At 71.4% G+C, this 23884-nt stretch carries 21 protein-coding genes and 1 pseudogene; 12 read left to right on the top strand and 10 right to left on the bottom strand.

Annotated elements, in window-relative coordinates:
- The first annotated feature begins 2 nt into the window (after positions 1-2).
- The 4 genes from G569_RS0113240 to G569_RS48085 all read left to right on the top strand — a co-directional run bounded on the left by G569_RS0113240 (position 3) and on the right by G569_RS48085 (position 2930).
- On the top strand, positions 3-1226 hold the full coding sequence (locus tag G569_RS0113240) for a hypothetical protein (RefSeq protein ID WP_028063755.1): 1224 nt from the start codon (positions 3-5) through the stop codon (positions 1224-1226).
- Positions 1227-1255: 29 nt separating this feature from the next.
- Positions 1256-1609: a hypothetical protein gene (locus G569_RS0113235; protein ID WP_028063754.1), complete on the top strand. Its 354-nt coding sequence runs from the start codon at positions 1256-1258 to the stop codon at positions 1607-1609.
- Between the two features lie 215 nt (positions 1610-1824).
- Complete coding sequence (locus tag G569_RS0113230; RefSeq protein WP_169542137.1) at positions 1825-2172, top strand: DUF1294 domain-containing protein; 348 nt, start codon at positions 1825-1827, stop codon at positions 2170-2172.
- Entirely contained in the window at positions 2160-2930 is a 771-nt protein-coding gene (locus G569_RS48085) for an META domain-containing protein (protein WP_169542136.1), read from the top strand. Before G569_RS0113230 ends, G569_RS48085 begins: the two co-directional genes overlap by 13 nt.
- On the opposite strand, the gene G569_RS48080 is transcribed toward G569_RS48085, so the two are convergent.
- Positions 2914-3561, bottom strand: coding sequence for a cation diffusion facilitator family transporter (locus tag G569_RS48080; RefSeq protein ID WP_053226301.1), 648 nt, complete (start codon positions 3559-3561; stop codon positions 2914-2916). The two genes, G569_RS48085 and G569_RS48080, sit on opposite strands and share 17 nt — an antisense overlap.
- Positions 3558-3911, bottom strand: a complete 354-nt coding sequence (locus G569_RS0113215) for an ArsR/SmtB family transcription factor (RefSeq protein ID WP_028063752.1) — start codon at positions 3909-3911, stop codon at positions 3558-3560. Before G569_RS0113215 ends, G569_RS48080 begins: the two co-directional genes overlap by 4 nt.
- Positions 3912-4109: 198 nt before the next feature.
- Between G569_RS0113215 and G569_RS0113210 the strand changes: the two genes are divergently transcribed.
- From G569_RS0113210 to G569_RS57855, 4 genes are all read left to right on the top strand, one after another.
- Entirely contained in the window at positions 4110-6299 is a 2190-nt protein-coding gene (locus G569_RS0113210) for a hypothetical protein (protein ID WP_028063751.1), read from the top strand.
- A gap of 62 nt (positions 6300-6361) precedes the next feature.
- Positions 6362-6814 carry a LuxR C-terminal-related transcriptional regulator gene (locus G569_RS0113205; protein ID WP_028063750.1) on the top strand — a complete coding sequence of 151 codons (453 nt, stop codon included), beginning with the start codon at positions 6362-6364 and terminating at the stop codon, positions 6812-6814.
- A 103-nt stretch (positions 6815-6917) separates the two neighbouring features.
- Entirely contained in the window at positions 6918-9014 is a 2097-nt protein-coding gene (locus tag G569_RS0113195; RefSeq protein WP_028063749.1) for a penicillin-binding transpeptidase domain-containing protein, read from the top strand.
- Positions 9015-9073: 59 nt separating this feature from the next.
- Positions 9074-11725 (top strand): SpoIIE family protein phosphatase, encoded by a 2652-nt coding sequence (locus G569_RS57855; protein WP_157592004.1) that lies wholly within the window; start codon positions 9074-9076, stop codon positions 11723-11725.
- Between the two features lie 789 nt (positions 11726-12514).
- On the opposite strand, the gene G569_RS0113185 is transcribed toward G569_RS57855, so the two are convergent.
- Positions 12515-13072 carry a hypothetical protein gene (locus tag G569_RS0113185; protein ID WP_028063748.1) on the bottom strand — a complete coding sequence of 186 codons (558 nt, stop codon included), beginning with the start codon at positions 13070-13072 and terminating at the stop codon, positions 12515-12517.
- A 51-nt stretch (positions 13073-13123) separates the two neighbouring features.
- Positions 13124-13465: a nuclear transport factor 2 family protein gene (locus G569_RS0113180; RefSeq protein ID WP_028063747.1), complete on the bottom strand. Its 342-nt coding sequence runs from the start codon at positions 13463-13465 to the stop codon at positions 13124-13126.
- Positions 13466-13499: 34 nt separating this feature from the next.
- On the opposite strand from G569_RS0113180, the gene G569_RS0113175 reads away from it, so the two are divergent.
- Positions 13500-13796 (top strand): GNAT family N-acetyltransferase, encoded by a 297-nt coding sequence (locus tag G569_RS0113175; RefSeq protein WP_028063746.1) that lies wholly within the window; start codon positions 13500-13502, stop codon positions 13794-13796.
- Positions 13797-13875: 79 nt separating this feature from the next.
- Here the strand turns inward: G569_RS0113175 and G569_RS48070 are convergent, their stop codons facing one another.
- On the bottom strand, positions 13876-15165 hold the full coding sequence (locus tag G569_RS48070; RefSeq protein ID WP_053226299.1) for an MFS transporter: 1290 nt from the start codon (positions 15163-15165) through the stop codon (positions 13876-13878).
- Between the two features lie 99 nt (positions 15166-15264).
- Here G569_RS48070 and G569_RS66335 point away from each other — a divergent pair, with 99 nt between their 5' ends.
- The gene (locus G569_RS66335) at positions 15265-15921 is read left to right on the top strand and encodes a TetR/AcrR family transcriptional regulator (protein WP_037496295.1); all 657 of its coding nucleotides are present in this window, start codon (positions 15265-15267) and stop codon (positions 15919-15921) included.
- A gap of 282 nt (positions 15922-16203) precedes the next feature.
- Here G569_RS66335 and G569_RS64560 read toward each other — a convergent pair.
- The 5 genes and pseudogenes from G569_RS64560 to G569_RS48060 all read right to left on the bottom strand — a co-directional run.
- Positions 16204-16992 (bottom strand): annotated as a pseudogene (locus G569_RS64560) (BNR-4 repeat-containing protein); the annotation flags it as partial.
- Positions 16993-17001: 9 nt separating this feature from the next.
- Entirely contained in the window at positions 17002-18624 is a 1623-nt protein-coding gene (locus G569_RS0113155) for a peptide chain release factor 3 (protein ID WP_053226298.1), read from the bottom strand.
- Between the two features lie 27 nt (positions 18625-18651).
- On the bottom strand, positions 18652-20025 hold the full coding sequence (locus tag G569_RS0113150; protein WP_028063743.1) for a protein adenylyltransferase SelO: 1374 nt from the start codon (positions 20023-20025) through the stop codon (positions 18652-18654).
- 10 nt (positions 20026-20035) lie between these two features.
- Positions 20036-20872 (bottom strand): HD domain-containing protein, encoded by an 837-nt coding sequence (locus G569_RS0113145; RefSeq protein ID WP_053226297.1) that lies wholly within the window; start codon positions 20870-20872, stop codon positions 20036-20038.
- 112 nt (positions 20873-20984) lie between these two features.
- Positions 20985-22559, bottom strand: a complete 1575-nt coding sequence (locus G569_RS48060) for an LVIVD repeat-containing protein (protein ID WP_157592002.1) — start codon at positions 22557-22559, stop codon at positions 20985-20987.
- A 95-nt stretch (positions 22560-22654) separates the two neighbouring features.
- Between G569_RS48060 and idi the strand changes: the two genes are divergently transcribed.
- Together idi and G569_RS48050 are read left to right on the top strand one after the other, a co-directional pair.
- A complete protein-coding gene (gene idi / locus G569_RS48055; protein WP_053226295.1) occupies positions 22655-23179 on the top strand; it encodes an isopentenyl-diphosphate Delta-isomerase in 525 nt (174 codons plus the stop codon).
- Positions 23170-23865, top strand: a complete 696-nt coding sequence (locus tag G569_RS48050) for a cupin domain-containing protein (protein WP_037496292.1) — start codon at positions 23170-23172, stop codon at positions 23863-23865. The genes idi and G569_RS48050 overlap by 10 nt, the downstream gene beginning before the upstream one ends.
- Positions 23866-23884: the final 19 nt, after the last annotated feature.

Genomic DNA, 23884 nt, shown 5'->3' with positions numbered 1-23884 from the left:
TCGTGCGCCGTCTCCTGATCGCACCGCTCGCCGTGCTCGCGTTCGCCGCGCAGGGGCCCGACTCGTTCACGCCCGACGGCCCGGCGACGCTCTACAGCGACTGGCACGGGGCGATGACGCTCGAGGGCGACCATCCCGAGCTGCTGACCGGGTACCGCGTCACGGTCCAGCCCGGCGGGCGCGCGGGCACGATCCGCCTGCTGGTCTTCGAGAATCCGCCGTTCGGCGAGCAAGGGCCGCGGATGGTGCACGTCGGCCAGCCCGTGCTGCTCCCGGCCGAGCCCGGCGCCTACACCTTCCCCGCGCCGCACGTGTTCGCCGACTACCGCAGCGTGACGTATGGCATCGAGCAGGAGACGGGCGGCCATGCCATCACGGCCCAGATCCGCTGCTCGCCCGAAGAGGGCGAGAGCGACATCTGCAACGACCAGTCGGTCGACGTCTACCAGCCGCCGCTCGGCGGTGCGATCCCCGACCGCCGCACCGCGAGCCAGGTCCTCCGCGGCCGCGAGCTCACGATCGACCCGATCACCGAGCCGGACGTCGACGGCGACGGCGCGGGCGACGAGACGGAGGACCGCACGAACCTGCGCGCCTCGGCGACCACGCGGCGCCTGCCCGGCTGGCGCCGTGCGTTCGACGTCACGGTCGAGAACGCCGGCCCGCGCACCGCCGACCGTCCGAAGGTCGACGCCTCGTTCTTCCCGAGCCCGGGCCTGGGCACCTGGAGCCCCGCGTGCGTGGGCGAGCAGGCCCCCTACTACGGGCTCCGCGGCGGGAACGACGACCCGCGCCTGCAGTCCTGCCTCCTGGCGCCCCTCGCGGCCGGCGAGCGACGGACCGTCCGCCTCGTCGTCCCCGACCTCGGCCCCGGCGACGCGTACTTCTCCGTCTCCGCCGAAGGCCGCGACCTCGCCGGCGGCGACGAGACCGCCGGACCCGACGTCCGGGGCCCCCGCCCGCCGCTCTCGCTGGAGGTCAACGCCCGCGTCCAGTCGCTCGCCAACCTCCGCGTCACGGTCCGCTCCTCGCACCGGGGCACCGTGCGTCTGCTGCTGCGCCGTGGCAAGCGCGACTACGCCCGCACGATCCGGTTCGCCCGCGCCGGCAAACGCGACGTCGTGCTCCGTCCCCCGCGACGATTGGGCCAAGAGCGCGGCGTCGTGACGCTCACGGCCCGCTCCGGCGGCGCCACCGCGCGAGCCCGTCTACAGTCCGCGTACTGAACGCACGAACGCCTATCGCACTGCTTCTGTTGCTCGCCGGCTGCGGCGGCAATGATGAAAAGCAGATCCGCGCGACGATCGCGGACGAGGGCCGCGCGTACGCGAACAAGGATTGGGACGCGGTGTGCGCCGGGCGCACCGCCGCCGGTCGGCGCGAGTTCCTCAAGACCTCGCTCCGCCCGGACGCGAAGACGTGCGCCGAGGCCTGGACGCCAGATCCCACGGATAACGAGCCGATCGTCGCCATCACGTTCATCCCGTCCAAGGAGCGGCTGACCGGCATCGACGTCGACGGTGACACCGCGCGCGCCCGCTACAGCAGCGGCTCCGTCACCCGGCTGCGCAAGGTCGACGGCCGCTGGCTGATCGACGCGGCGCCCTGAGCGCCCGCTGCGGTCATCGCCCGCGTGGGGTGACCCTCGCGGGTTTCGTCACGCGGGACTGCCGAGGGGCACCCCTGCTCGACATCCCTTCGCTACGCCGGCCGGGCGGAGGCGACGCGCTCGAACGGCCACGCCTCATCGAGGCCGCGTGGCGTTGGAAGTCGTCTGGGACGAAGGCCACGCGGAAATGGTCGCATCGTCAGACTGGAGCGCTCATGCCGAGCAAGCGCACGCTCACGAGGAGAGCCATCGCCGGCGCCCTGGTCGCCGGCATCGCCCTCGCCGCGGCGCTCGTCGTCGCAACCGATGTCGCGGCGATCATCGCCTACGTGGTCGGCATGGGGGTCGTCACCTTCCTGGTCTACGGCTACGACAAGCTGCAGGCGAAGCGCGGCGGGCGCCGCGTACCCGAGACGGCGCTCCTGGTCATCTCGCTGATCGGCGGCGCGCTCGGCGGGTGGGCGGGGATGCTGATCCTGCGCCACAAGACCAGGCACACGTCCTTCTGGCTCGCCCAGGTCGTCGGGACCGTCGTGATCGGAGCGGCGCTGTGGCTGTTGTGAGACCGGCGCTCGCCTGCGCGATCCTGCTCGCCCTGTTCGCGATCGCGGGATGCGGCGACGACAACCAGGGCGAAGCCTCCACGGCGACGATCCCCGGGACGCCGTGGACGCTCGTCTCCGGGATCGACGTCCCCGGCTGGGAGAAGGTCGCCCCGAGCATCACGTTCGCGCACGGGCAGGTGTCGGGGTCGACGGGGTGCAACCGCTTCTCCGCGTCCGCCACCGTCGACGGGGACACGCTCGACATCGGGGAGGTCGCCGCGACGCAGATGGCCTGCACCGGCGCGGCCGCCGAGGTCGAGCAGGCGTTCCTGGCGGCGCTGAAGGACGTGCGGTCATGGCGGATCGACGACGGCGAGCTCGTGTTGCTGGGCGACGATGGCAAGGAGCTCCTGCGCTTCCGGGTCCCGAGCCCGGTCGGGGACTGGGTCGCGACGTCGATCCTCAACGGCGACGCGGTCAAGTCGCCGGAGCCCGGCACCGAGCTGACCGCGACGTTCACCCGCGACGGGAAGCTCACCGGCTCGGCGGGCTGCAACACGTACACGACGACCTACCAGCTCAGCGGCGGGACCATCACGATCGCGAAGCCCGCCGCCACCCGCAAGCTGTGCGCCACTCCGGACGGCGTGATGGAGCAGGAACAGGCCTTCCTCGCCGCGCTGACAGCGACCAAGAGCTACCGCGTCGAGGGCTCGCAGCTCTCGCTGCTCACCGCCCAAGGCACGTTCACCGCGATCTTCACGCAGAGCCCCTGACGGTCTTCCACGACTGCCAGGTGATGCGCAGGATCACGAGCGTGATCGCGAGGCCGATCAGCGGGTCCGCGATCGGCACGCCGGCCGCGACCACGGCCGCCGAGGCGACGACGGCGAGGGAGACGTAGGCGTCCGCGCGGGCGTGCGCGCCGTCGGCGACCAGGGCGGGGCTGTCGAGCCGGCGACCCGCGCGGGAGCGGATCAGCGCGGCGAGCCAGTTGCCGGCGAAGCCGATCACCCCCGCGGCGGCCAAGGCGCCCAGGTGGTCGACCTCGACCGGCGTGATCAAGCGGTCGATCGCCTCGAAGCCGGCGACGCACGCGCTGACGAAGATCGCGAGCACGACGGCGAGGCCGGCCCAGCGCTCGGCGCGGGCGCTGCGCAGGGCGAAGGCGATGCCGAGGGGGATCGCGGTCGCGGCGTCGCCCACGTTGTGGATCAGGTCCGCGAGCAGCGCGATGCTGCCGGAGGCGGCGAAGACCGCGAGCTGCAGCGCGGCCGCGAGCGCGAGCACCACAAGCGCGAGGAACACCGCCCGCACGCCCTCCCGCGAGCGCTTGATCGAGTCGTCGACGAGACCGTGCGAATGGCCGTGCGCGGCGTGGCCGTGGCCGTGGGTATGCGCGCTCACGCCGCCCGCCCCGCCTGGCCGAGCCGCACGTGCTCCACGTGCCCGACGACCTGCTCGAGCAGCTCGGCGACGTGATCGTCGTAGAGCTCGTAGACCACCTGGCGCCCCACCCGCCGGCCGGTCACGAGCCCGAGGTGACGCAGCAGCCGCAGCTGGTGCGAGACCGCCGAGCCCTCCATCCCGGCCGCGAGCGCGATCTCGTTCACCGATGCCGACCCGGCGTGCAGCCGGGCGAGGATCCGCAGCCGGCTCGGCGCCGAGAGCGCCTGGATCGAGTCCGCCGCGACCTGCGCGAAGCCGTCGTCGCCGAGCAACCGTGTGACATCGCTATGCCCGGTCCGGTGCCCCATCCACGCCAAGGATAGCTGAATGACTCTTCAGATGTACGAACCTTCACCTGCCCGGTCGGGTGGGCGCGGACCGCCTGTGAAGACCGGGGCGAACCGCCCGTGAGGCCGTCGCGAGCGAACCCTGAGACCCGAGAACCTGAACGACGCAAAGGGCACCGCAGACGGATGGTGCCCGCCAGTGCTCACAAAGGAGGAGCATTGACGAATTCAGCAAGGCGCCTGGGCCTCGCGCTCGGCATCGGCGCCGCCGCTGTACTGGCCGGCACGGGTGCCGCTCAGGCCAAGCCCACGCCGCCGGACCTGCAGGCGACGAACATCCCGTACACCGCCTGGGCGGGAACGCAGCTGCGGCTGATGACGTGCTCGCCGATCCTCGAGCACGTCGATCCCGATCAGGTGGCGGTGTCGGTGGAGTCGTTCACCAACGGCGACGTCGACAACGTCAGCGTGTTCAACCCGAGCATCGCGCACATCGGCGACTGCCTGCGGGTCAACGTGGTCTCGCTCAAGGACGGGCTGGCGCGCATCAAGCTCAAGGCGTTCAGCGACAACAAGCTGCACGACGAGCTCTTCGAGCACCAGTTCCTGGCGATCTGGATGCAGTTGGGCACGCCGTCGCTGACCGCGGTGCCGACGACCAACCGGCTCGACGTCAAGGAGGCCGGGACGTTCACCGACCCGGCCGCGCCCGGCGGCAAGTACACGCTCCCGACCGACTGGCCCGCGCTGGCCAAGGCGCTCGCCACGACGTCGGACACGCAGGTCGACGACCCGTCGACGCTGTGGGACATCCATGACACGAGCTCGCCCACGCCCGACACGCACGTCCCGGGCTTCTGCACGAGCGGCGTCGATCCCAAGGCGCTGATCGACCAGGTCGACGACTGCAACGGCGGAACGATGAACGGACCGTTCAGCCGCGTCTTCGGCGACAGCGTCAACAACGTCGTCGGGCCGTTCGACCCTGCACGGCCGAACACGTTGCTGTCCGACGGCCAGCTGACCGCCGACGACGCCCCGATGCCCGCCGCGCGCGTCGACATCGAGATCGCCCCCAACACGCCGGGCCAGATCGACGGCGCCGGATCGCTGCTCGGCGTGAGCAAGGCCGTCGTCGACAGCCGCGACGGCACCGGCTCGTCCAAGCCGCACAACCTGTACGCGCCGTACTACCAGCAGTACGTCCCGGCGACCGCCGCGGGCGAGGACTCGTCGGGCACCGACTGGCTGGTCCAGAACGACTTCGGGCTGAACTACTTCGGCAAGTACACCGACTGGAGCACGATCCCGCTGCGCACGAACGTCCCGACCCCGACGACGTGCAACCGCACCGTCGCGTTCCCCGGCGGCGGGAGCTGGGACACGCCTCGCACGACCCCGTCCGGCGACCGCGACGTGGCCCTCTTCACCGACGAGCACGGCGAGGCACAGGTCGAGTTCAAGCCGTATTCCGGCGGCTTCTACTACGACGCGCTGCCCGCGGCGATCCACAACGCCAACCGCGGCTGCGACCTGCAGGGCATCCCGACGATCGGCACGGCCGCGATCACCGCGACCGCGAAGTACCCGGGCCAGCCGGTCGACTACCCGGCGATGCCCTCGGTGCCGGTCACCAAGACCGTCCCCAACCTGTTCGACAAGTCGCTGCACGTGTACACGAAGGGCGCCGGGGCGGAGAACGCCAACGCGCGCATCCTCGTCGCCCACGGGCAGGACGTCGACGGCACGGCGTTCGCGGGTGAGCGGGTGTGCTTCTACGTCAACCACGACGCCGACTCCTACCGGCTGTTCAGCGGCACGGTCGGCACCGGCAGCACCGCCTTCGCGGTCAACACCGCGCAGGTCCCGACCCCGAGCCAGATCGACCCGAGCGTCCGTTGCGCGGCGCTCGACAGGAACGGCAACGCGGCGCTCGAGGTCTTCGACTCCAACGGCGACAAGGTCAACGTGATCGCCGAGTACATCGACGAGGGTCTGCTGCGCAGCCGCGACGTGGACTTCTCGACGGCGACCGCCGACCCGACCCCGCCGCCGAGCACCGGCCCCGCGCCCGCCACCCCGAGCGTGGGCCCCAGCACCGACACGCCGTCGACCGCCCAGGCGATCGCGACGATGGGCGCCCCCGCGGCCGACGCCGTCCTGAGCGGAAAGCCGGCCAAGACCGAGAAGACCAAGCTCGACCGCGCCCTGATCGCCCGCGTGCACAAGACGCGCTGGCTCGAGGTCAAGGTCTCCTCGTCGGACAAGCACGCGAGGATCGCGATCCGGCTGCTCGACCACACCAAGGTCGTCGGCCATGACACGCGCACGATCGCGACCAACCACACCGTGAAGGTGATGCGGGTCTCCTCCAAGGTGACCGCGGCGAAGATCAGCCTCGCGGGCTGATCCTCATGTGGGGAGGCCGATGGTCTGTTCTCCGGTTCATGTCGGATCACTAGGTTCGACCCGTGCCCGAGAGCGAACGGATTCTCATCGGCCTCCCTGACACCTTGATCGCCGAGGCGTTCAGCCGTCTCCTGAGCGAGGCCGGATTCGATGTCACCGGACCAGGCGCGCCCGCCGCCGTCGTGGTCTCCCACGACGGGTTGGCCGCCGCCCGCGCCGACTGGCCGGAGGTGCCGATCATCGCCCTGCTGGGCGACCTCGACGGCCCGACCGCCCGCGCGCTCGTCCGCCACGCGGTCAACGGGGTGATCCCGCTGGCCGCCCACTCGAGCGAGGCGGTCCGCATCCTGCGCGACGTGCTCGACGGCCACGTCGTCTACCCGCGCGGCTTCATCGAGCATCTCGAGGAGCCGGAGCTGCTCTCCGAGCGCCAGCGCGAGGTGCTCGAGCAGGTCGCGCTCGGCCGCTCCAACGACGAGATCGCCGAGCGGCTGTTCATCTCCGCAACACCGTGAAGTTCCACCTGCGCGAGATCTACGTGCGGCTCGGTGTGCGCAACCGGGTGGAGGCGGTGCGCGCCGGCGTCACAGAAACGGCGTGAGGGGCAACTCCTAGCCGATGGACGAACGGATCCCGCCGATCACGCCGCAGCTCGCGTGGCGGGTCGCCGTGCTCGGGGCGATCGCGTTCGTGCTGTTCGCGACCGTCTTCTTCCGGCTCTGGTCGCTGCAGGTCCTCTCGGGGAGCCGCTTCGTCGCGCTCGCCCGCGACAACGGCCGGCGCGTGCTGCCGATCGAGGCGCCGCGCGGTGACATCGTCGACCGCGGCAACCACAAGCTCGTGACCACGCGGCGGGCGGCGGTCGTGCAGATCGTCCCGTCCACCCTGCCGAAGGCGGAGCGCAAGCAGGGCCAGGACTACCACGACGCGCTCTCCGCCGCCGAACGCGTGCGGGTCGACGCCGAGACGCGCAGCAAGGCGCTCGAGCGCCAGCTGCGTGACGACGGGCGCCGTTCGACGCGCGCGGAGCGGGTGGAGGCGAGGCGGCTGCGCAAGGCGGCGAGCGCGGCGCCGCCGGTGCCGATCCCGCCCCTGACCGGCGACGACGAGCTCTACCGGCGGATCGGGCGGGTCCTCGAGATCAAGCCGGAGACCGTGCACGAGCGGGTGATCCGGGGGCTCGCGGAGGCGCCGTACGCGAACATCACCATCCGCACCGACGTCCCGCGCGCCGAGTTCGACTACATGCGCGAGCGGCCGGAGGAGTTCCCGGGCGTCGTCATCACCGACGCGTACGTGCGCGACTACCCGCACGGGTCGCTGGCGGCGCAGCTGTTCGGGACCGTCTCGCAGAGCACGCGCAAGGGGACGAGCGGGCTCGAGCGGCACTACGACGACGTCCTGCGCGGGGTGGACGGGTCCAGCCGCGTGACCGTCGACGCCAACGGCCGGCTCGACGAGCAGGCGGGCGTGCGGACGACCGAGCCCAAGCAGGGCGAGCGGCTGCAGCTGACGCTCGACCTCGGGCTGCAGAAGGCGGGGGACTCGGCGCTGGCCCGGGCGATGCAGGCCTCCAAGAACCCGACCCGCGCGGGCGCGTGGCTGGCGATGGATCCGCGCGACGGGGCGATCTACGGCATGGGGTCCTCCCCCAGCTTCGACGCGAGCAGGCTGGCCAAGCCGTTCTCGCAGCAGACCTACCGGGAGCTGACGTCGCAGGCCACGGACGCGCCGCTGGTGAACCGCGCGACGGAGTCCGCGTATCCGACCGGGTCGACGTTCAAGCCGATCACGGCGTTCGCCGCGCTGTCCGGCGGGCTGATCGACGCGGACACGACGATCGACGACTCGGGCAGCTGGGACCTCGGCACGCAGCACTACCAGAACGCCGGCAAAGCGAGCTTCGGCACGATCGACGTCTCGGACGCGCTGAAGGTCTCCTCGGACATCTTCTTCTTCCAGCTCGGTGCCGCGGCCGACGACCACGACAACCTGATCCAGCGCTGGGCGGCGCGGTTCGGATTCGGGCACAAGACGGGGATCGACCTGCCGGGCGAGCAGGCGGGGCTCGTCCCGGACGCCAAGTGGCGCACCGCGGGCTACAAGGCGTACCTCGCGTGCGTGGAGAAGGCGCACCTGACCGCGGGCACGTGGGCGGCCTTCCTGAAGTGCGACGGGATCGACAAGCCGTGGACGCCCGGCGACAACGTCAACCTCGCCGTGGGCCAGGGCGACCTGCAGGCGACGCCGCTGCAGCTCGCCGTCGCCTACAGCGCGATCGCCAACGACGGCACGATCGTCAAACCGCACCTCGGGATGACCGTGGAGGACGGCAACGGGTTCCCGATCCACGGCATCCCCGCCGACCCGAGACGCCACATCAAGCTCGACCCGGACGACCGCCAGGCCGTGCTCGACGGGCTCTACCGCGCGGCCAACCAGCAGGGCGGGACGTCGGCCGACGTCTTCAAGGGCTTCCCGAAGCGCTACCGCGTCTACGGCAAGACCGGCACCGCCGAGCGCGCGCCGAACCCGGACCAGGCCTGGTACGTCTGCTTCGTCAACGACCCCAAGCGCCCGATCGTCGTCGTGGTGACAGTCGAGAAAGGCGGCTTTGGGGCTGAGACCGCGGCGCCGGCTGCCCGGCTGATCCTCTCGCATTGGTTCGGGGTCAAGGACGACGCGTTCCACGCGGGGTCGAGCGCAACCCTCTGAGAATCGTCTGCGCGCTGACAACCGGCGAGCTCCGGTGTCCGGATCCGGATACTCCCTGCATGGGTGCGGCTTTGAAGAAGCCGACGGTCGCCGTCGGCGCCGCAGCCGCGGTCGCCGAAGCGCTGCTCGAACGGCGCCGGCCCGCGGTGTCGCGGCGCCTGGCACCGCGCGAGCGGCGGGTGGAGAGCGCGGCCGCCGGGCTGTTCATCGCGGTCGCCGTCGTGATGGCCGTGCTCGCGCCCGCGGCCGACGATGTCACCAGCACGGTGCTGCTGACCGTCTGTTACGCGCTGATGCGGCGGGTGCGCTTCCAGCTCGGGCCGGGGCTGATCCGCCCGACCGAGCTCGTCTTCGTGCCGATGCTCTTCCTCACCCCGGCGGCGGCGGTGCCGCTTCTGGTCGCGATCGGGGCGTTGCTGGGCGAGCTGCCCGAACTGTTCCGGCGCCGCGCGCACCCCGAGCGGCTGCTCGTGGTCATCGCCGACGGCTGGTACTCGATCGGCGCGGCGCTGATCATCGCCGCGTTCTCCGACGGCAACGCGGTCGACGCGGCCTGGGGCATCCTGCTGCTCGCGCTGGCGGCGCAGCTGTGCTTCGACTTCGCCGCCTCGACGCTGCGCGAGTGGCTCGGCTCCGGGATCTCGCCCTCCGAGCTCGCGCCGGTGCTGGCGCTCGTCTACGTGATCGATGCCTCTTTGGCGCCGATCGGGTTCCTCGCCGTGCTGGCCTCACAGGTCCACGAGCACGCGTACCTGCTGGCGATCGCGCCGGGGGCGCTGCTCGGGTTGATCGCGCGCGAGCGGAGCGGGCGGATCGCGCACGAGCTGGCCTTGGAGCGCGCGTTCCGGCGGTCCACCCGCGCGCTGGACGCGCGCGCCGAGGACCTGCGGCGCCAGGCCGGGCGGTTGCAGGCGGGTGAGTCGGAGTCGCCCGTGGAGGATCGCGCGGCCCTGGAGCGGATGCTGCTGACGACGACGATCGAGGCGCTGCAGGCCGAGTGCGGGCAGTTGAGCGCGCTGGACGACGAGGGGGTCCTGACCCCGCGGTTGACGATCGGCGACTCGGGGGCGTTGGCCGCCGCGGAGCTCGCGCTGGGCGTGCAGCGCGACGGGGCGTTGGCGATCGCGGTCGGGCGCGGTCATGTGCTGGCCGTCGCGCGCACCGGGAACCCGTTCTCGGCCGTCGAGCGCGATCTGCTCGAACACCTCGCCGCGCAGGCCGCGGTGTCACTCGAGAACCTGCGCCTGGAGGAGCTGATGCGGCGCACGTCGGCCGAGCTGCGGGCGATCCTCGAAGGCGTCGCCGACGCGGTCGCGGCCGAGGACCCCGACGGGCACCTGGTGTACGTCAACGCCGCCGCGGCGCGGCTGCTGGGCGGGGCGGACGAGCTCGGCTCGCGGCTCGGCATCCCCGCCGACCTGCTCCCCGGCCGGCGCGTGTTCAGGGGCGCACCGGCGGACCCGCTGGTCGTGCGCCACCCCGGCGAGTCGCGCTGGTCGCGGGTCAAGGCGTCCCCCGTGCTCGAGAACGGCGGCGCGCGGCTGGCGATCAGCGTCATCGAGGACATCACCGAGATCAAGCAGGCGGAGGAGGCGCAGCGCTTCCTCGCCGAGTCCTCGCGGGCGCTGGCGCGTTCGCTCGAGGTCGAGGAGACGCTGCCGGAGGTCGCGCGGCTCGCGGCGTCGACCCTCGGCGACGGATGCGCGATCCATCTCCTCGAGGACGGCCGGCTGCGCGTGCTCGGCGCCAGCCGGGGCGGGTTGGAGCCGCCCGCCGGGCTCGAGGACGTCGTCGCGCGGGGCACGCCGCGGCTCTGGGTCCAGACCGGCCGGCCGACCATCCTCGCCGTGCCGATCCTCGTCCGCGACGGCACCGCCGGCTCGATCGTCCTCTACGGCGACGGCTTCTCCGAGCCCGAGATCGCGTTGGCCGAGGACCTGGGGCTGCGGATCGGCGCCGCCGTCGACAACGCCCGCCTCTACCGCACCCGCGCCGCGATCGCCCAGACGCTGCAGCAGTCGCTCCTCCCGCCCGAGCTCCCCGAGATCCCGGGGCTGGAGATCGCCGCCCACTACCGCCCCGCGGGCGAGGGCATCGAGGTCGGCGGCGACTTCTACGACGTCTTCTCCACCGGCGAGCACGAGTGGTTCGCGGTCATGGGCGACGTCTGCGGCAAGGGCGCCCAGGCCGCCGCCGTGACCGCGATGGTCCGCTACACGATCCGCGCCGCCGTCATGCGCAACCGCTCCCCCGCCGGCATCCTGCGCTGGCTCAACGCCGCGATGCTGCGCCAGCGCGCCGGCCGCTTCGTCACCTTGGCGATCGCCCGCTTCGAGATCCACCCCGACGGCTCCGTGATCGTCACCGTCTCCAGCGGCGGCCACCCGCTCCCCCGCGTCCTGCGCTCAACGGGCCTGGTCGAGGAGATCGGCATGACCGGCACCCTGCTCGGCGTCCTGGAGGACGTCGACCTCGAGGACCGCGTCACCCACCTCGCACGGGGCGACGCCCTCGTCCTCTACACCGACGGCCTCACCGAGGTCACCGCCCCGAAGGTCTGGTCGCGCGCCCACCTCGACCGCACCGTCGCAGGCGCCCACCGCCTCGACGCGGCGGGCATCGTCGCCCACCTCGCCGAGACCGCGGAGGCCGAGGCCGAAGGCCCGCCGCGCGACGATTTGGCGTTGCTGGCGTTGCGTGTGCGTTCGTAGGGGCGTGGCATCGGTGGGCGGTCGCGTGGTTGTGTGGCCGTGCCGGTATTCGGGAAACGGCCTAGCACTGAGGGGGGAGGGGGCAGAGAGCCGGCGGGTGCTCGGGCCTTCGTCCCGCGCGTCTACTGGACACCCCTATCGGCGTGAGGAACGTCCATCTGCACTCCGAGGGGGTGGCGTACGTTTCGCCCCTGTACGGGGGCGAAACGTCGAACACCCCTATCAACGTGCCAGCTCGAACAGTGCGGTTTCGGTCGAGAAGCGCCGTGGCCGCCGAAAGCGAGCGCAAACGATCTCGCGTGGCATCGGTGGGCGGTCGCGTGGTTGCGTGGCCGTGCCGGTATTCGGGGAACGGCCTAGCACTGAGGGGGAGGGGCAGAGAGCCGGCGGGTGCTCGAGCCTTCGTCCCGCGCGTCTACTGGACACCCCTATCGGCCCAAGGAACGTCCATCTGCACTCCGAGGGGGGGTGGCGAACGTTTCGCCCCTGTACGGGGGCGGAACGTCGAACACCCCCACGAACGTGCCACGTCGAACAGTGCGGTTTCGGTCGAGAAGCGCCACCACCGGCGAAAGTGATCACAACCGATCTCGCACGGTCTCCGTGGACCGTAACTTGACTTCGTCAAGGCACGGCGCGGCGAGTCAGCACGGCCAGGCGCCGCGCTGGACGGCGGCACGACCGATCAGGCCAGGGCGCAGCAGCGCTCCCCCTCCCTCAGTGCTAGGCCGTTCCCCGAATACCGGCACGGCCTCAAAACGCCATGCCGCCCACCGATGCCACGCCCCCTCAGCCCTTGCTGTACGGATCGACGTAGACGTCGTCGATCTGCCACTCGCTCCCGGGCGCGGCACTGAACGTGAAGCGGACCTCGTCGGACAACAGGTTGCCGACGAGCAGCAGCGGCAGCGTGGGCTGCCACTGATCGCCGCCCATGAGAACGCCGACCGGCAGCTCCACCGACAGGCCCAAGAGCGTCTTGAACTTCACGGTGACCGTGAGCGGGGCCAGAGCGGCGCCGGTGTTGCGGGCGAAGAAGCGGATCGTCGGGTGGGCGACGGTGACGCAGATCGGCGCGGTGGTCGCCGACGAGCCCGCAGGCAACGCAAGGGACTTCGAGCCGGAGAGGTACGGCTGGTTGCCGTCGACGACGGCAGCGCCGCCGGCGAGGGTCCAGGTCCCGCCGATCTCGAAGCCGCTGTCGGGCGCCTCTTGGTAGAAGGCGGGGTCGAGCCACGGGAGGAACGTCCGGTCCAGCGGCTTGTCGGGGCAGGCGGCGCGAGCCTGGGGAGCGGCGACGGCGAGGGCGGCGAGCGCGCCCAGCGCGGCGAGGAGGGGCCTCATCATCTCGCCGCGCGAAGTGTCCAGATGGCGCGCTCGCCAAACCTTAAATGATGTTCAGGTGATCAACGTGTACCGGACGGTCTGCACGACGATCTCGCCGTCGCGGAAGACGAAGGTGTCGATTCCGTCCTCGACGCGGGAGTTGGCGGCCTTCGCGGACCACTCGATGAACAGCACGTCGCCCTCGAAGATCTGCGTCGGGACGTCCCATTCGGCGTTCGGGACGTCGGCGAGCAGCTTCGTGAAGCCTTCGCGCACCCCGTCCTTCCCGCGCAGCACACCCGCGGGCGTGATGAAGACCGCGTCGTCGGCGTAGTCGCTGACGATCCCCTCGAGATCGCCCCCGATCAGCACCTCGGCGTGGTGGGCGAAGACCTCCTGCGGAGTCCTGGCCATCTGCTCCTCCTTTGCGACGGTAGGGTCAGCCGTCGTGATCACCGACAACCCGGACCAGCACCGCTATGAGATCCGCGTCGACGACGAGCTCGCCGGTTTCGTGCAGTATCGCCGTCGCGAGGGTCTGATCGCGTTGATCCACACCGAGATCGACACACGCTTCGAAGGGCGGGGGCTCGCGTCTCAGCTGATCGCGGCCGTCCTGGACGAGGCGCGGACCGCCGGAACGGCAGTGCTCCCGTTCTGCCCGTTCGCCAACGGATACATCTCGCGCCACCCCGAGTACGCCGAGCTCGTGCCGGAGGAGTTCCGCGCCGAGTTCGGGCTCTGACCCGGCACGTTCCAGCGCCCTGGCGGGAGCCCTGGGTGACAGAGATCCTCGAGGATCTCCTCCATCGTGATCTCGATCTTCATAGCCGGCTCCCGGTGATGGCGACGCCGAGCGTCGCGAGTGTGCAAAACAGGTAGATGTCCTTGAATGACGCCATGTCAGTACCGATTAGTCCCGCCAGCGCCGCGACGCCGAGCGCGCCGCCCACCTGACGCGCCGCGGAGTTCAAGCCGACCGCGGCGGCGAAGCGCTCCGGCGTGACCGACAGCGCCGCGGCGGTCGAGACGCCCGTCGTGATCGCTCCCATGCCCGCGCCGATCAGCACGCCGACAGGCAGCCAGAACCCGAGGAAGTTCGGCTCCGCGGGCAGCCAGAGGGTGAGGATCGCCCCCGCGGCGGCGAGCAGGACGGCGCCGCCGAGGATGATCGGCCGCGGCGTCCGCCGCGCGGCCAGCACGGCGATGACGGCCGCGACGATCGCGCCCGGCGTCATCCCCAGCCCCGCCTGCAGGGGCGAGTAGTCCCACAGCGTCACCTGCACCAGGACGCCGACGAGCATCCAGGGGAACAGCGCGGCGCCGTAGAGCAGCGATGCCACATTCGCGGTGGCGAACGCCCGCGAGCGCCACAGCCCGGTCTCCAACGCGGGACGCGGGTGATGGCGGGAGCGGAGGATCGCGAGCGCGACCGCACCCACGCCCCCGACGATCGCGATCAGCGTGAGCGGGTCGCTCCACCCCCACGACTCGCCCTGTGAGATGCCCAGAGCGGCCGCACCGACACCCACGCCCAGCAGCACGGTCCCGACCGCGTCCGGCAGGCCGCCGCGCGCCCCGCCGGCGGGGATCAGCCGCGCCCCGAGGAGGATCGCGACCCCGAACGGGACGTTGATGATGAACAGCGCCCGCCAGCCGATCTGGTCGACGAGCACGCCGCCGAGCGCCGGCCCGGCCGCGGCGGCCAGAGCGCCCGCGGCGCTCCACGCGCCGATCGCCTTCGCCCGCCGCTCCGGCGGCGTGTCGGCGAGCACGACCGCCAGCGAGGCGGGGATCATCGCCGCGGCGGCGGCGCCCTGCAGCCCGCGCGCGATCAGCAGCGTCGGCAGGCTCGGCGCGAGCGCGCACAACGCGCTGAACACCGTGAAGCCGCCCACCCCGGCGACGAACAGCTTGCGCCGTCCGACCGCGTCCGCGACCCGCCCCGCGGGCGCGAGCAGCGCCGCGAAGACGACGGCGTAGATGGTGATGATCCAGGTTGCTCCGTGGACCGACGTCCCGGCGAAGTCGGTCTGCACGTCGGCGACCGCGAGATTCGCGACCGTGGTGTCCAGCAGCGCGAGGAAGGCCGCGCCGGCCGCGACCGCGAGCACGTTCTCTGCTCGCCGCGGTGTGGTGTCAGCAACTAAAAGCACGATCGGTCGTGCTTTGTATCACACAATCGAACGATCGTGCTAATTTCTCGTCCGCAAATGGACGCCGAATCGCTCGAAGCCCTCGCCCGCGCCGAACCCGAGGTCGCCGACGACCCCGACGGCCGCAAGCGGCGCGGCAACGCGACCCGCGAGTCGATCCTCCAGGCCGCCGCCGACCTCGCCTCCGTCGAAGGCCTCGAGGGCCTGACGATCGGCCGCCTCGCGACCGAGCTGAACATGAGCAAGAGCGGCCTCTTCGCCCACTTCGGCTCCAAGGAGGAGCTGCAGCTGGCGACGATCGACGCCGCCCGCCGGCGCTTCGTCGACCACGTCGTCCGCCCGTCGCGGCACCTCCCCCGCGGCCGTGCCCGCCTCGAGGCGCTGCTCGAGGACTGGCTGCGCTACTTCCGCGCCGAGGTCTTCTCGGGCGGGTGCTTCTTCTGCAACATCCAGGCCGAGTTCGACAGCCGGCCCGACAACCCCGTCCGCGAGGTCATCGGCGAGAACATGCGCCAGTTCGACGCGTTCATCGAGCGTGAGATCCGTAAGGCGCAGGAGGCGGGCGAGCTCGACCCGTCACTCGACCCCGCCCAGCTCGCCTTCGAGTTCGACGCCCTCGGCTCGCTCGCCAACCAGCACTTCCAACTCACGCACGACCGCGCGATCTTCGACCGCGCCGCCACCGGCATGCGCTCCCGCCTCAATAGCGCGTGATCGCGGTCCGGTAGCGGCGGTAGTTGAGGTAGGCCCCGCGCATCCACAACAGCGGGCCGCCGCCGCGGGCGACCACGGGGCGCACGTTCTTCTCGGCCGAGTTCGACGTGACCGGAGCGTGCGTCCACGCCGGGCCATGCCAGCGCTCGATCTCCCACTGCGCGCCGATCGGTCGTGAGAGGTGACGACGTCCGGGTCGTCGTGGTCGAAGACGATGCCACCCGAGTACTGCTGCTCGGCCCCGTCCTCGTCGAAGTACCCGCCGGCGGGTGTGAGCTGACGGTCCTCCCACGCGCTGCCGGTCCACCGCGCATGGCGGTAGCGGTGGTCGGTGGGCGAGCGGAACACGGCGTAGACGACGCGTGGGTGCCCGTCGGCGTCGAAGGCGACGTCGTGGACCCACGCACGGTCGCCGTGGTGGATGCGGTCCGCGTCGGCGGGGGTGAACGGCGGCGCCGGGATGCGCTTGCCGCCGGCGCGATACCACGCGCCGCCCGTCGAGCGGGCGTAGTACAGGCTCGTGTGGGTCTCGCGCGGATGCCCGTCGGTGAACGCGACGTGGATCGTGTCCCGCCCGTCTCCGGCGACCTTCACGTACGGCCGCTGTCGCGGCACGCGGATCAAGGTCGCGGCGGGGGACCAGTCGAGCCCGTCCGCCGAGGTGGAGAAGGCCGGGTTCCAGTCGCCGCCGCGCCAGAACAGGTGGATGCGCCCGTCCGTCTGCTGTACCGGGTTCGGGTAGGTGTAGCCGCGGTTGCCGGGTGTGTTGGTGCCCAGGCGCCGCTCGGCCTCCCAGTGCACCCCGTCACCGAGGCGGAAGTACAGCTCGGGACCGCCGTGGCCCGAGTAGAAGACCTGGAGGCGCCCGTCGGCGCGCAGCAGCAGCGCTGGGTTGTCGTGATCGTCGACGCCAAGGCCGTGGTGCAGCAGCGAGGTCGTGACGAGGTCGCCGTCGACGCGCGCCACCCGCACGTCGCCCGCGCCGTCGATCCAACCGACGAACGTGACATCGCCGACCGTCACCGCCCGCGGATCGGCGAACCAGCACCAGGCGCCGGAGCCGACTTCCATGGCGCGACTCTACAGCGGTTCGTCGGCGCCGATCAGGCGCTCCAGGCGCACGGTCGGGTTGGCCTGCGCGAAGCGCTCCAGCGCGAAGCGGTTGGCGAAGACCGCGAGCTGCGTGCCGTCGGCCCGGACGTAGACGTCGGTCTGGCCGAGGTCGGCCAGCACCTTCGCCGCCCCCTCGGCGTCGGTGCGGCGGGCGGCCGTCCACGGGAGCGGCTTGGTCGACACCTCGGCACCGAACTCGGTCCGCATCCGTTCGACCGCCACCTCGAACTGCATCGGCCCGACGCCCGCCAGCACGGGCACCGGGTCCTGGACGTGCTCGCGACGCAGCACGTGGACGACGCCCTCCTGGTCGAGCTGCTCCAGGCCGCGGCGGAACTGCTTGAACCGGCTCACGTCGCGGTTGGAGATCGTCACGAAGGACTCGGGCGTGAGCGTCGGGATCGACGGGAAGCGCACCGGCGGGCCGACGTGCAGCGTGTCCCCCACCCGCACGTCGCCGCCGATGACGACGCCCACGACGTCGCCCGGGAACGCCTCGTCCAGCGACGAGCGCTCGGCGCCGAAGACCTCGTGCGCGAAGCTCAGCGCGAGCGTGCGGCCGGTGCGCGCGTTGTCCACCCGCATCCCGCGCTCGAAGCGTCCGGAGGAGATCCGCATGAACGCCACGCGGTCGCGGTGGCGCGGGTCCATGTTGGCCTGCACCTTGAAGACGAGCGCGGCGAACGGCTCGTCGATGGCGCGCAGCGTTCCGTCGCTCAGCGGGCGCGGACGCGGCGACGGGGCGAGCTCGCTCAGCGTGTCCAGCAGCAGGCCGATACCGAAGTTCCACGCGGCGGAGCCGAACAGCAGCGGGATCAGCTCGCCCCGGCCGAACGCCTCGGCGTCGAACTTCTCGCCCACCTCGGAGACCAGCTCGAGCTCCTCGTCGGCGACCGTCCACGCGGCCTCGGCCTCCTCGTCAGCCTGGCCGCGGGCGGAGACGACGCGCTCGATCGCGATCGCGCTGCCGCCGGTCACCCGCTCGAACTGGTGGAACGTCTCGTCGCGGCGGTCGATCACGCCGTGGAACGAACCTGGGATGCCGACCGGCCACGTCAACGGCGTCAGCGGCAACTCGAGCCGCTCGGTCAGGTGGTCGACCATCTCCAGCGGCTCCATGCCGGGCCGGTCGTACTTGTTCACGAACGCGATCAGCGGGATGCCGCGCGCCCGCGCGACCCGGAAGAGCTGCTCGGTCTGCGGCTCGACGCCGCGCGCGGCGTCGATCAGGATCACGGCCGCGTCGACGGCGGCCAGCACCCGCAGCGTGTCCTCGGAGAAGTCCTTGTGGCCCGGGGTGTCGAGCAGGTTGAAGACGACCCCGCCGTGCTCGAAGCGCAGCACGGTCGAGCTCACGGAGATCCCGCGACGCTGCTCGAGCTCCATCCAGTCAGACGTCGACGCGCGCCGCCCCTTGCGCGCCGTGACCGACCCGGCCTCCGCCACCGCACCGGCGTACAGCAGCAGCTTCTCGGTGAGCGTCGTCTTGCCGGCGTCGGGGTGCGAGATGATCGCGAAGGTCCGCCGGCGCGCCGCCTCTTCGAGGACCCGCCCGCTCTCCACGACCGCGTTTCCGGTGATCGTGGACACGGTGCCTCTCAGGCTAGCGAGCGCTCGTCAGGTGCCGCAGAAGGTCTGGAAGGGACCGAACGTGGAGGGCGCCGGTTCGGCGTAGCGCTCGAAGCCCGCGCGTTCGTCGTACGGGCTCGTGAGCACCTCCATCAGGCGGTGCAACGGCGCGAGATCGTCGTTCGTGGCCGCCGTCAGCGCCTCCTCGACGAGGTGATTGCGCGGGATGTAGACGGGGTTCACGCGGTCCATCGCGTCGGCGTCGGGCTGCGCGGCGAGCCAGCGTTCCCGCCACGCGTCGTAGGCCGACGGGTCGTCGAACAGCGCCCGCGCGGGGTCCCCGTCACGGCGCAGCGAGGTCGCGAGCGCGCGGAAGAACGTCGTGTAGTCGACGCCGCCGAGCAGCTCGATCAACTCGCCGCCGAGGTCGGCCTCGACGCCGAGCTTGGCGCGCATGCCGCGCGCGTAGGCGTCGCGATACGCATCCGGGAAGGTGTTCAGGACGTCGGTGGCACGCTCGACGGCCACCGCCTGATCGGCGTCGAGCAGCGGCAGCAGCGTCTCGGCCAGCCGCGCGAGGTTCCACTGCGCGATGTGCGGCTGGTTGCCATAGGCGTAGCGGCCGCCGTGGTCGATCGAGCTGAAGACCGTGTCCGGGTCGAACGCGTCCATGAACGCGCACGGGCCGTAGTCGATCGTCTCGCCCGAGATCGCCATGTTGTCCGTGTTCATGACGCCGTGGATGAAGCCGACGAGCATCCACTGCGCGATCAGCGCGGCCTGGGCGCCGACGACCTGCTCGTAGAACTCGAGGTACGTGGCGCCCGGGTAGTGGCGGGCGATCGTGTAGTCGGCCAGGCGCCGCAGGAGCTCCGGGTCGCGCCGCAAGGTCACGTACTGGAACGTCCCGACGCGGATGTGGCTGGCGGCGACCCGCGCGAGCACCGCGCCGGGCAGGAGCGTGTCGCGCGCGACCTGCTCGCCGGTCGCGAACACGGCGAGCGCGCGCGTGGTCGGGATGCCGAGCGCATGCATCGCCTCGCCGACCACGTACTCGCGCAGCATCGGCCCGACCACGGCCTTGCCGTCGCCGCCGCGGGCGAACGGCGTCCGGCCCGAGCCCTTCAGATGGAGGTCGCGGCGGCGGCCGTGCACGTCGACGATCTCGCCCAGCAGCAGCGCCCGCCCGTCGCCCAGCCGCGGTGAGAAGCCGCCGAACTGATGCCCCGAGTAGGCCATCGCGACGCCGTCGCCGGTCAGCGCGTCGGGGGTCAGCGCGGCCGGGTCGATCCCGAGCTCGCGCGCCAGGTCCTCGTTGACCACGAGCAGCCGCGGCGCCGGGGCGGGCGTCGCGCTCCAGGGCTCGTACAGGCCCTCGAGCTCGCGCTCGAAGGTGTTCTCGAAGGCGACGGCGACGGTCATACCGTCCAGGTTAGATCTGGTAGACGCGCAGCAGGCGCTTCTCGTGCTCGGCGTCGATCCGGGCGACGACCTCGACGTGGGACTCGAGCCCCGACCCGCGCAGCTTGTTGGCCAGCAGCGAGTCGACCTGGAAGATGCCGGCCGAGTTGTTCATCTGGATCTCGACGCGGACCGCGCGCTGCTCGCCGGGCACGATCCGCACCTCTTCGATCGCGGCACTGGAGAGCGAGTGGATGTTGGCCAGCGACGTCTCGACGTTCACGCGCGAGCGGCCGTGCTCCATGTCGAGCGCGTCGGCGACGCGGACGACGCCGGCCTCGAAGGTCAGCGGCCGCCCGTCCTTGCGGTGGCCGATGATCGAGTGCAGGATCTCCGACGCGACCACGGTCCGCTCGGGGTCGTCGTAGACGTCCTCGAGCAGGACGTCGAGCAGGTCGGCGGCGAGGAAGAGGCTGAACTCCTCGTGGCCGTTGCGGTGGATCGACATGCCGAGGTCGTGCAGCAGGCAGCCGCCGGCGATCACCACCTCCGCGTCCTTGTGTGACATCGCGTAGTCGGTCTCGATCGAGGCCTTCAGCCCGGACCGGTGCAGGATGCGGAAGAGGTGCAGCGCGCGGTTGAGCACGATCTGGAGGTGGACCCAGGAGTGGTCGGACATCTCCAGCCGGTCGGCGGTCACCTGCTGGCCGAGCCAGCGCGCCTTGAGCTTGTCGTTGGCGTTGGCCGCCTCGAGGAAGCGGCCGAGCTTCGGGTTGCGCTCGGTCGGCGCGTGGATGCGCATCGCCGCGACCGACTCGCGCGGCGGGCGCGGACCGACGGGAGCGGTCTCCTCGGAGGGCTGGGGCATCGCGCTCCGCAGTGTGCCACCTCAGGCGGGACCCGCGCCCGCGCGACGCGCCGACGAGGGTCCCGCTGCGGGGGGGTGCGGGGGGGCGGCAGCCCCCCTGCTTGCCGTTATTTCACAGGAAGAGCGGGCAGATGAACGCCGTGTCGCCGTTGGCGGTCAGCGACGCATCCAGCGCGCCCACCGGCTGCGCGGCGAACTTGTCCTGCTTCACGCTCGGCGCGGTCACGGCCTTCATGGCCTTCGAGTGGTACGCGCCCTTCTTGATCCGCAGCACCTCGACGCCGCGGCTCATGTCGAACAGGTAGACGAGATCGCCCTTGCGCTTGTCGGTCCGGAACGCCATGTCCCAGGAGTTCGAGGACGGGTTGTCGGTCGAGGTCCCGGTGACGCGGTAGTAGCCGACCTGGCGCACGTCACGCGCGTTGGAGATGTCGACGAGGCGCAGACCCTGGCCGTACCAGCCGGCGCCCAGCATCGGCCCTTCGATCTCGAAGTAGTGGGCCGAGCAGCCCGCGGCCGGGTTGGCGGTCTCGGGCGTGTCGATGAACGGATGGAAGGTGTCGAGCGCCTTCATCCGGTATGGCGCGGCCAGCGTCGACTGCGATGCCGGCTCGCCGCCCCACGAGTCCGTCAGGTCCGAGAACACGATCTTGCCGGAGGCCTCGCACGGGCGCGTGAACTCCTCCTCGGTGCCCACGAGCACGTTGCCCTTCTTGATGCCGGAGGCGCGCACCGAGCCGTCGGTGGGACGACCGGAGTTGTGCATCAGCATCACCGGCTGCGCGGTGCCGGCGACGCCGCCGCCGGCGACCAGGACCGGCTCGAACGGCGTGGCCTTGCGGTCACGGTTCGTGTACGGGTCGCGATGCCAGCCCGACGTGGCGTAACCACGCACGCCGCCGCGCCCGCTCACCCACGCGATGCCCTCGTCGTCCTCGTCGACGTCGTGCGAGTAGTCCGTGTAGCCGTCGTTGCGCCAGATGTCGACCGGCTGGTCGGACACCTCGGGCTTGGCCGGGTTCGTGAGGTCGGTGACCCAGATCGGCCGCCCGTCACCCACGAGGCGGTTGAACGTGTACGGCGCGGGCGCCGTCGGGCTCAGGATCGGCCCGAGGTTGAGCATGTCGCTGCGCCGGGCCGGGCCGCCGGTCCAGATGTACTTGCAGTCCTGGATGCAGCTCGACGTGTGCCCGGACGGCAGCGGGACGAAGTTCCCGATCTGCTTCATGTCCGACGGGTTCGCGTAGGAGATGACGTAGAACCCGCTGCGGCAGTTCGGGTTCGCCGTGCTCCCGCCCGCCGGGCACGCGCCCACCGGGTTGTCGGTGTGGCGAGGATCGAGCGCGCCGATGATCAGCTTGCGCTTGGTGTCGAGCTCCATGTCCTCGTTCTGCCAGTAGCCACCCGCGGCCAGGTCGGCCGGGATGAACTCGTCGAGGAGCTTCGGCTTCGCCGGGTCCTCCACGTCGTACGTCTTGAAGCCGAAACGCCCGGTGATGACCAGGACGTCCTTCCCGCGCACCTCGTCGAACTTGCCCTCGGTGATCCCGTTCGCCTCGGCGATCCGCGCCACGTACTCCAGATTCGACGAGATCGCCGCGCCGGGCGGCGGGTCGGCCGCCTGTGCCCCCGCCGGCAGCGCCACAGCGAACAGCGCCCCGAGTACCAAGGCTCGCGTTCCCCTCACTTCCTTCCCCCTCAGGTCGGAAAACGGTGTAGAGGCGGGACCATACGACAAAATGAGCGTCGTATGAGAATCCGGAATGGATAGCGTCTCTCGCCGTGATCGAGAACGTGGTGCTCATCGACGAGGCGGACGCCGCCCTGGGCGAGGGCGAGAAGCTGGCCGTCCACCGTGCGGGAACGCTGCATCGCGCGTTCTCCGTCTTCGCCTTCAACGCGGCCGGCGAGCTGCTGCTCCAGCGCCGCGCACTGTCCAAATATCACTCCGGCGGGCTGTGGACCAACACCGCCTGCGGCCATCCCCGGCCGGGCGAGAGCGTCCCGGACGCCGCGCGCCGACGGCTCTTCGAGGAGCTCGGGATGACCTGCGGCGAGTTGCAGCCCGCGGGCGTCTACCGCTACCGCGCGGAGATCAAGGATCTTGTCGAGAACGAGCTCGACCACCTGCTGGTCACGACCGTCGCCGACAACCCGGTCCCGAACCCGGACGAGGTCGTCGAATGGCGCTTTATCGCGCTCGACGAACTGTCCCGCTGGCTTGACGAACGCCCGGAGGACTTCACCGCCTGGTTCCCGCCCGCGTGGCGGATCGCGGAACCCGTAGTCTCCGCCCAATGGGCCTGACTGTGATTCCGCCCGGCGGGGGCGAGGTCGTCGGCGACAAACCGGGGCGGCGGGTGGAGATCCTGTCCGACCGCGATCCGGTACACGCGACGTTGTCGCGTTTCGGTCCGGGGATGGAGGGCGCGGACCTGCACGTGCACCACCATCACACGGACTTCTTCTACGTGTTGGAGGGCGAGCTGACGGTGCGCCTCGGCGCCGAGGACCGCCAGGTGCCGGTGACCTCCGGCTCGCTCGCGTGGGTGCCGCCGGACGTCGTGCACGGCTTCCGCAACGCGAGTGACACCGACATGCGCTACCTGAACTTCCACGCGCCGGGCAGCCGCTTCGCGGACTACATGCGCTCGATCCGCGACGGCGATCCGCTCGCCTACGACCAGCACGACCCGCCCGCCGACGGCGGCCGCTCGATCGACGAGGCCCACGTCGCGACCGGTGAGGAGATCGCCGAGGGCGTGACGCTGCTGGCCGACCTCGCCGTGCTGCGCGTCACCCGCGAGCGCGGCGCGACCGAGCCGCGCCGCGTCCACGGCCTCGCGAGCTACTTCGCGCTCGAGGGCGACCTCGTCCTCACCCACGGCGCGGAGGAGGTCTTCGCCCCCGCGGGCTCGTGGGTGCAGGTGCCCGCCGGCCACGAGCACGCGGTCGACGGGCTCTTCCTGAACGTCACCGCGCCCACGGTGTAGGGAGCGGCGGGGGGTACCG

The organism is Solirubrobacter soli DSM 22325, assembly GCF_000423665.1.
GTDB classification, from domain to species: Bacteria; Actinomycetota; Thermoleophilia; order Solirubrobacterales; family Solirubrobacteraceae; genus Solirubrobacter; species Solirubrobacter soli.
This window is presented reverse-complemented; position numbering and strand designations above follow the sequence as displayed.

What these genes read in the sequence shown, in the direction of transcription:
- G569_RS0113145 (WP_053226297.1), bottom strand. Translation starts at nt 20,872, where the DNA reads ATGCCCCAGCCCTCCGAGGAGACCGCTCCCGTCGGTCCGCGCCCGCCG.
- G569_RS0113150 (WP_028063743.1), bottom strand. Translation starts at nt 20,025, where the DNA reads ATGACCGTCGCCGTCGCCTTCGAGAACACCTTCGAGCGCGAGCTCGAG.
- G569_RS48050 (WP_037496292.1), top strand. Translation starts at nt 23,170, where the DNA reads ATGGGCCTGACTGTGATTCCGCCCGGCGGGGGCGAGGTCGTCGGCGAC.
- G569_RS0113215 (WP_028063752.1), bottom strand. Translation starts at nt 3,911, where the DNA reads ATGGGGCACCGGACCGGGCATAGCGATGTCACACGGTTGCTCGGCGAC.
- G569_RS0113195 (WP_028063749.1), top strand. Translation starts at nt 6,918, where the DNA reads ATGGACGAACGGATCCCGCCGATCACGCCGCAGCTCGCGTGGCGGGTC.
- G569_RS0113230 (WP_169542137.1), top strand. Translation starts at nt 1,825, where the DNA reads ATGCCGAGCAAGCGCACGCTCACGAGGAGAGCCATCGCCGGCGCCCTG.
- G569_RS57855 (WP_157592004.1), top strand. Translation starts at nt 9,074, where the DNA reads ATGGGTGCGGCTTTGAAGAAGCCGACGGTCGCCGTCGGCGCCGCAGCC.
- G569_RS0113185 (WP_028063748.1), bottom strand. Translation starts at nt 13,072, where the DNA reads ATGATGAGGCCCCTCCTCGCCGCGCTGGGCGCGCTCGCCGCCCTCGCC.
- G569_RS0113180 (WP_028063747.1), bottom strand. Translation starts at nt 13,465, where the DNA reads ATGGCCAGGACTCCGCAGGAGGTCTTCGCCCACCACGCCGAGGTGCTG.
- G569_RS66335 (WP_037496295.1), top strand. Translation starts at nt 15,265, where the DNA reads ATGGACGCCGAATCGCTCGAAGCCCTCGCCCGCGCCGAACCCGAGGTC.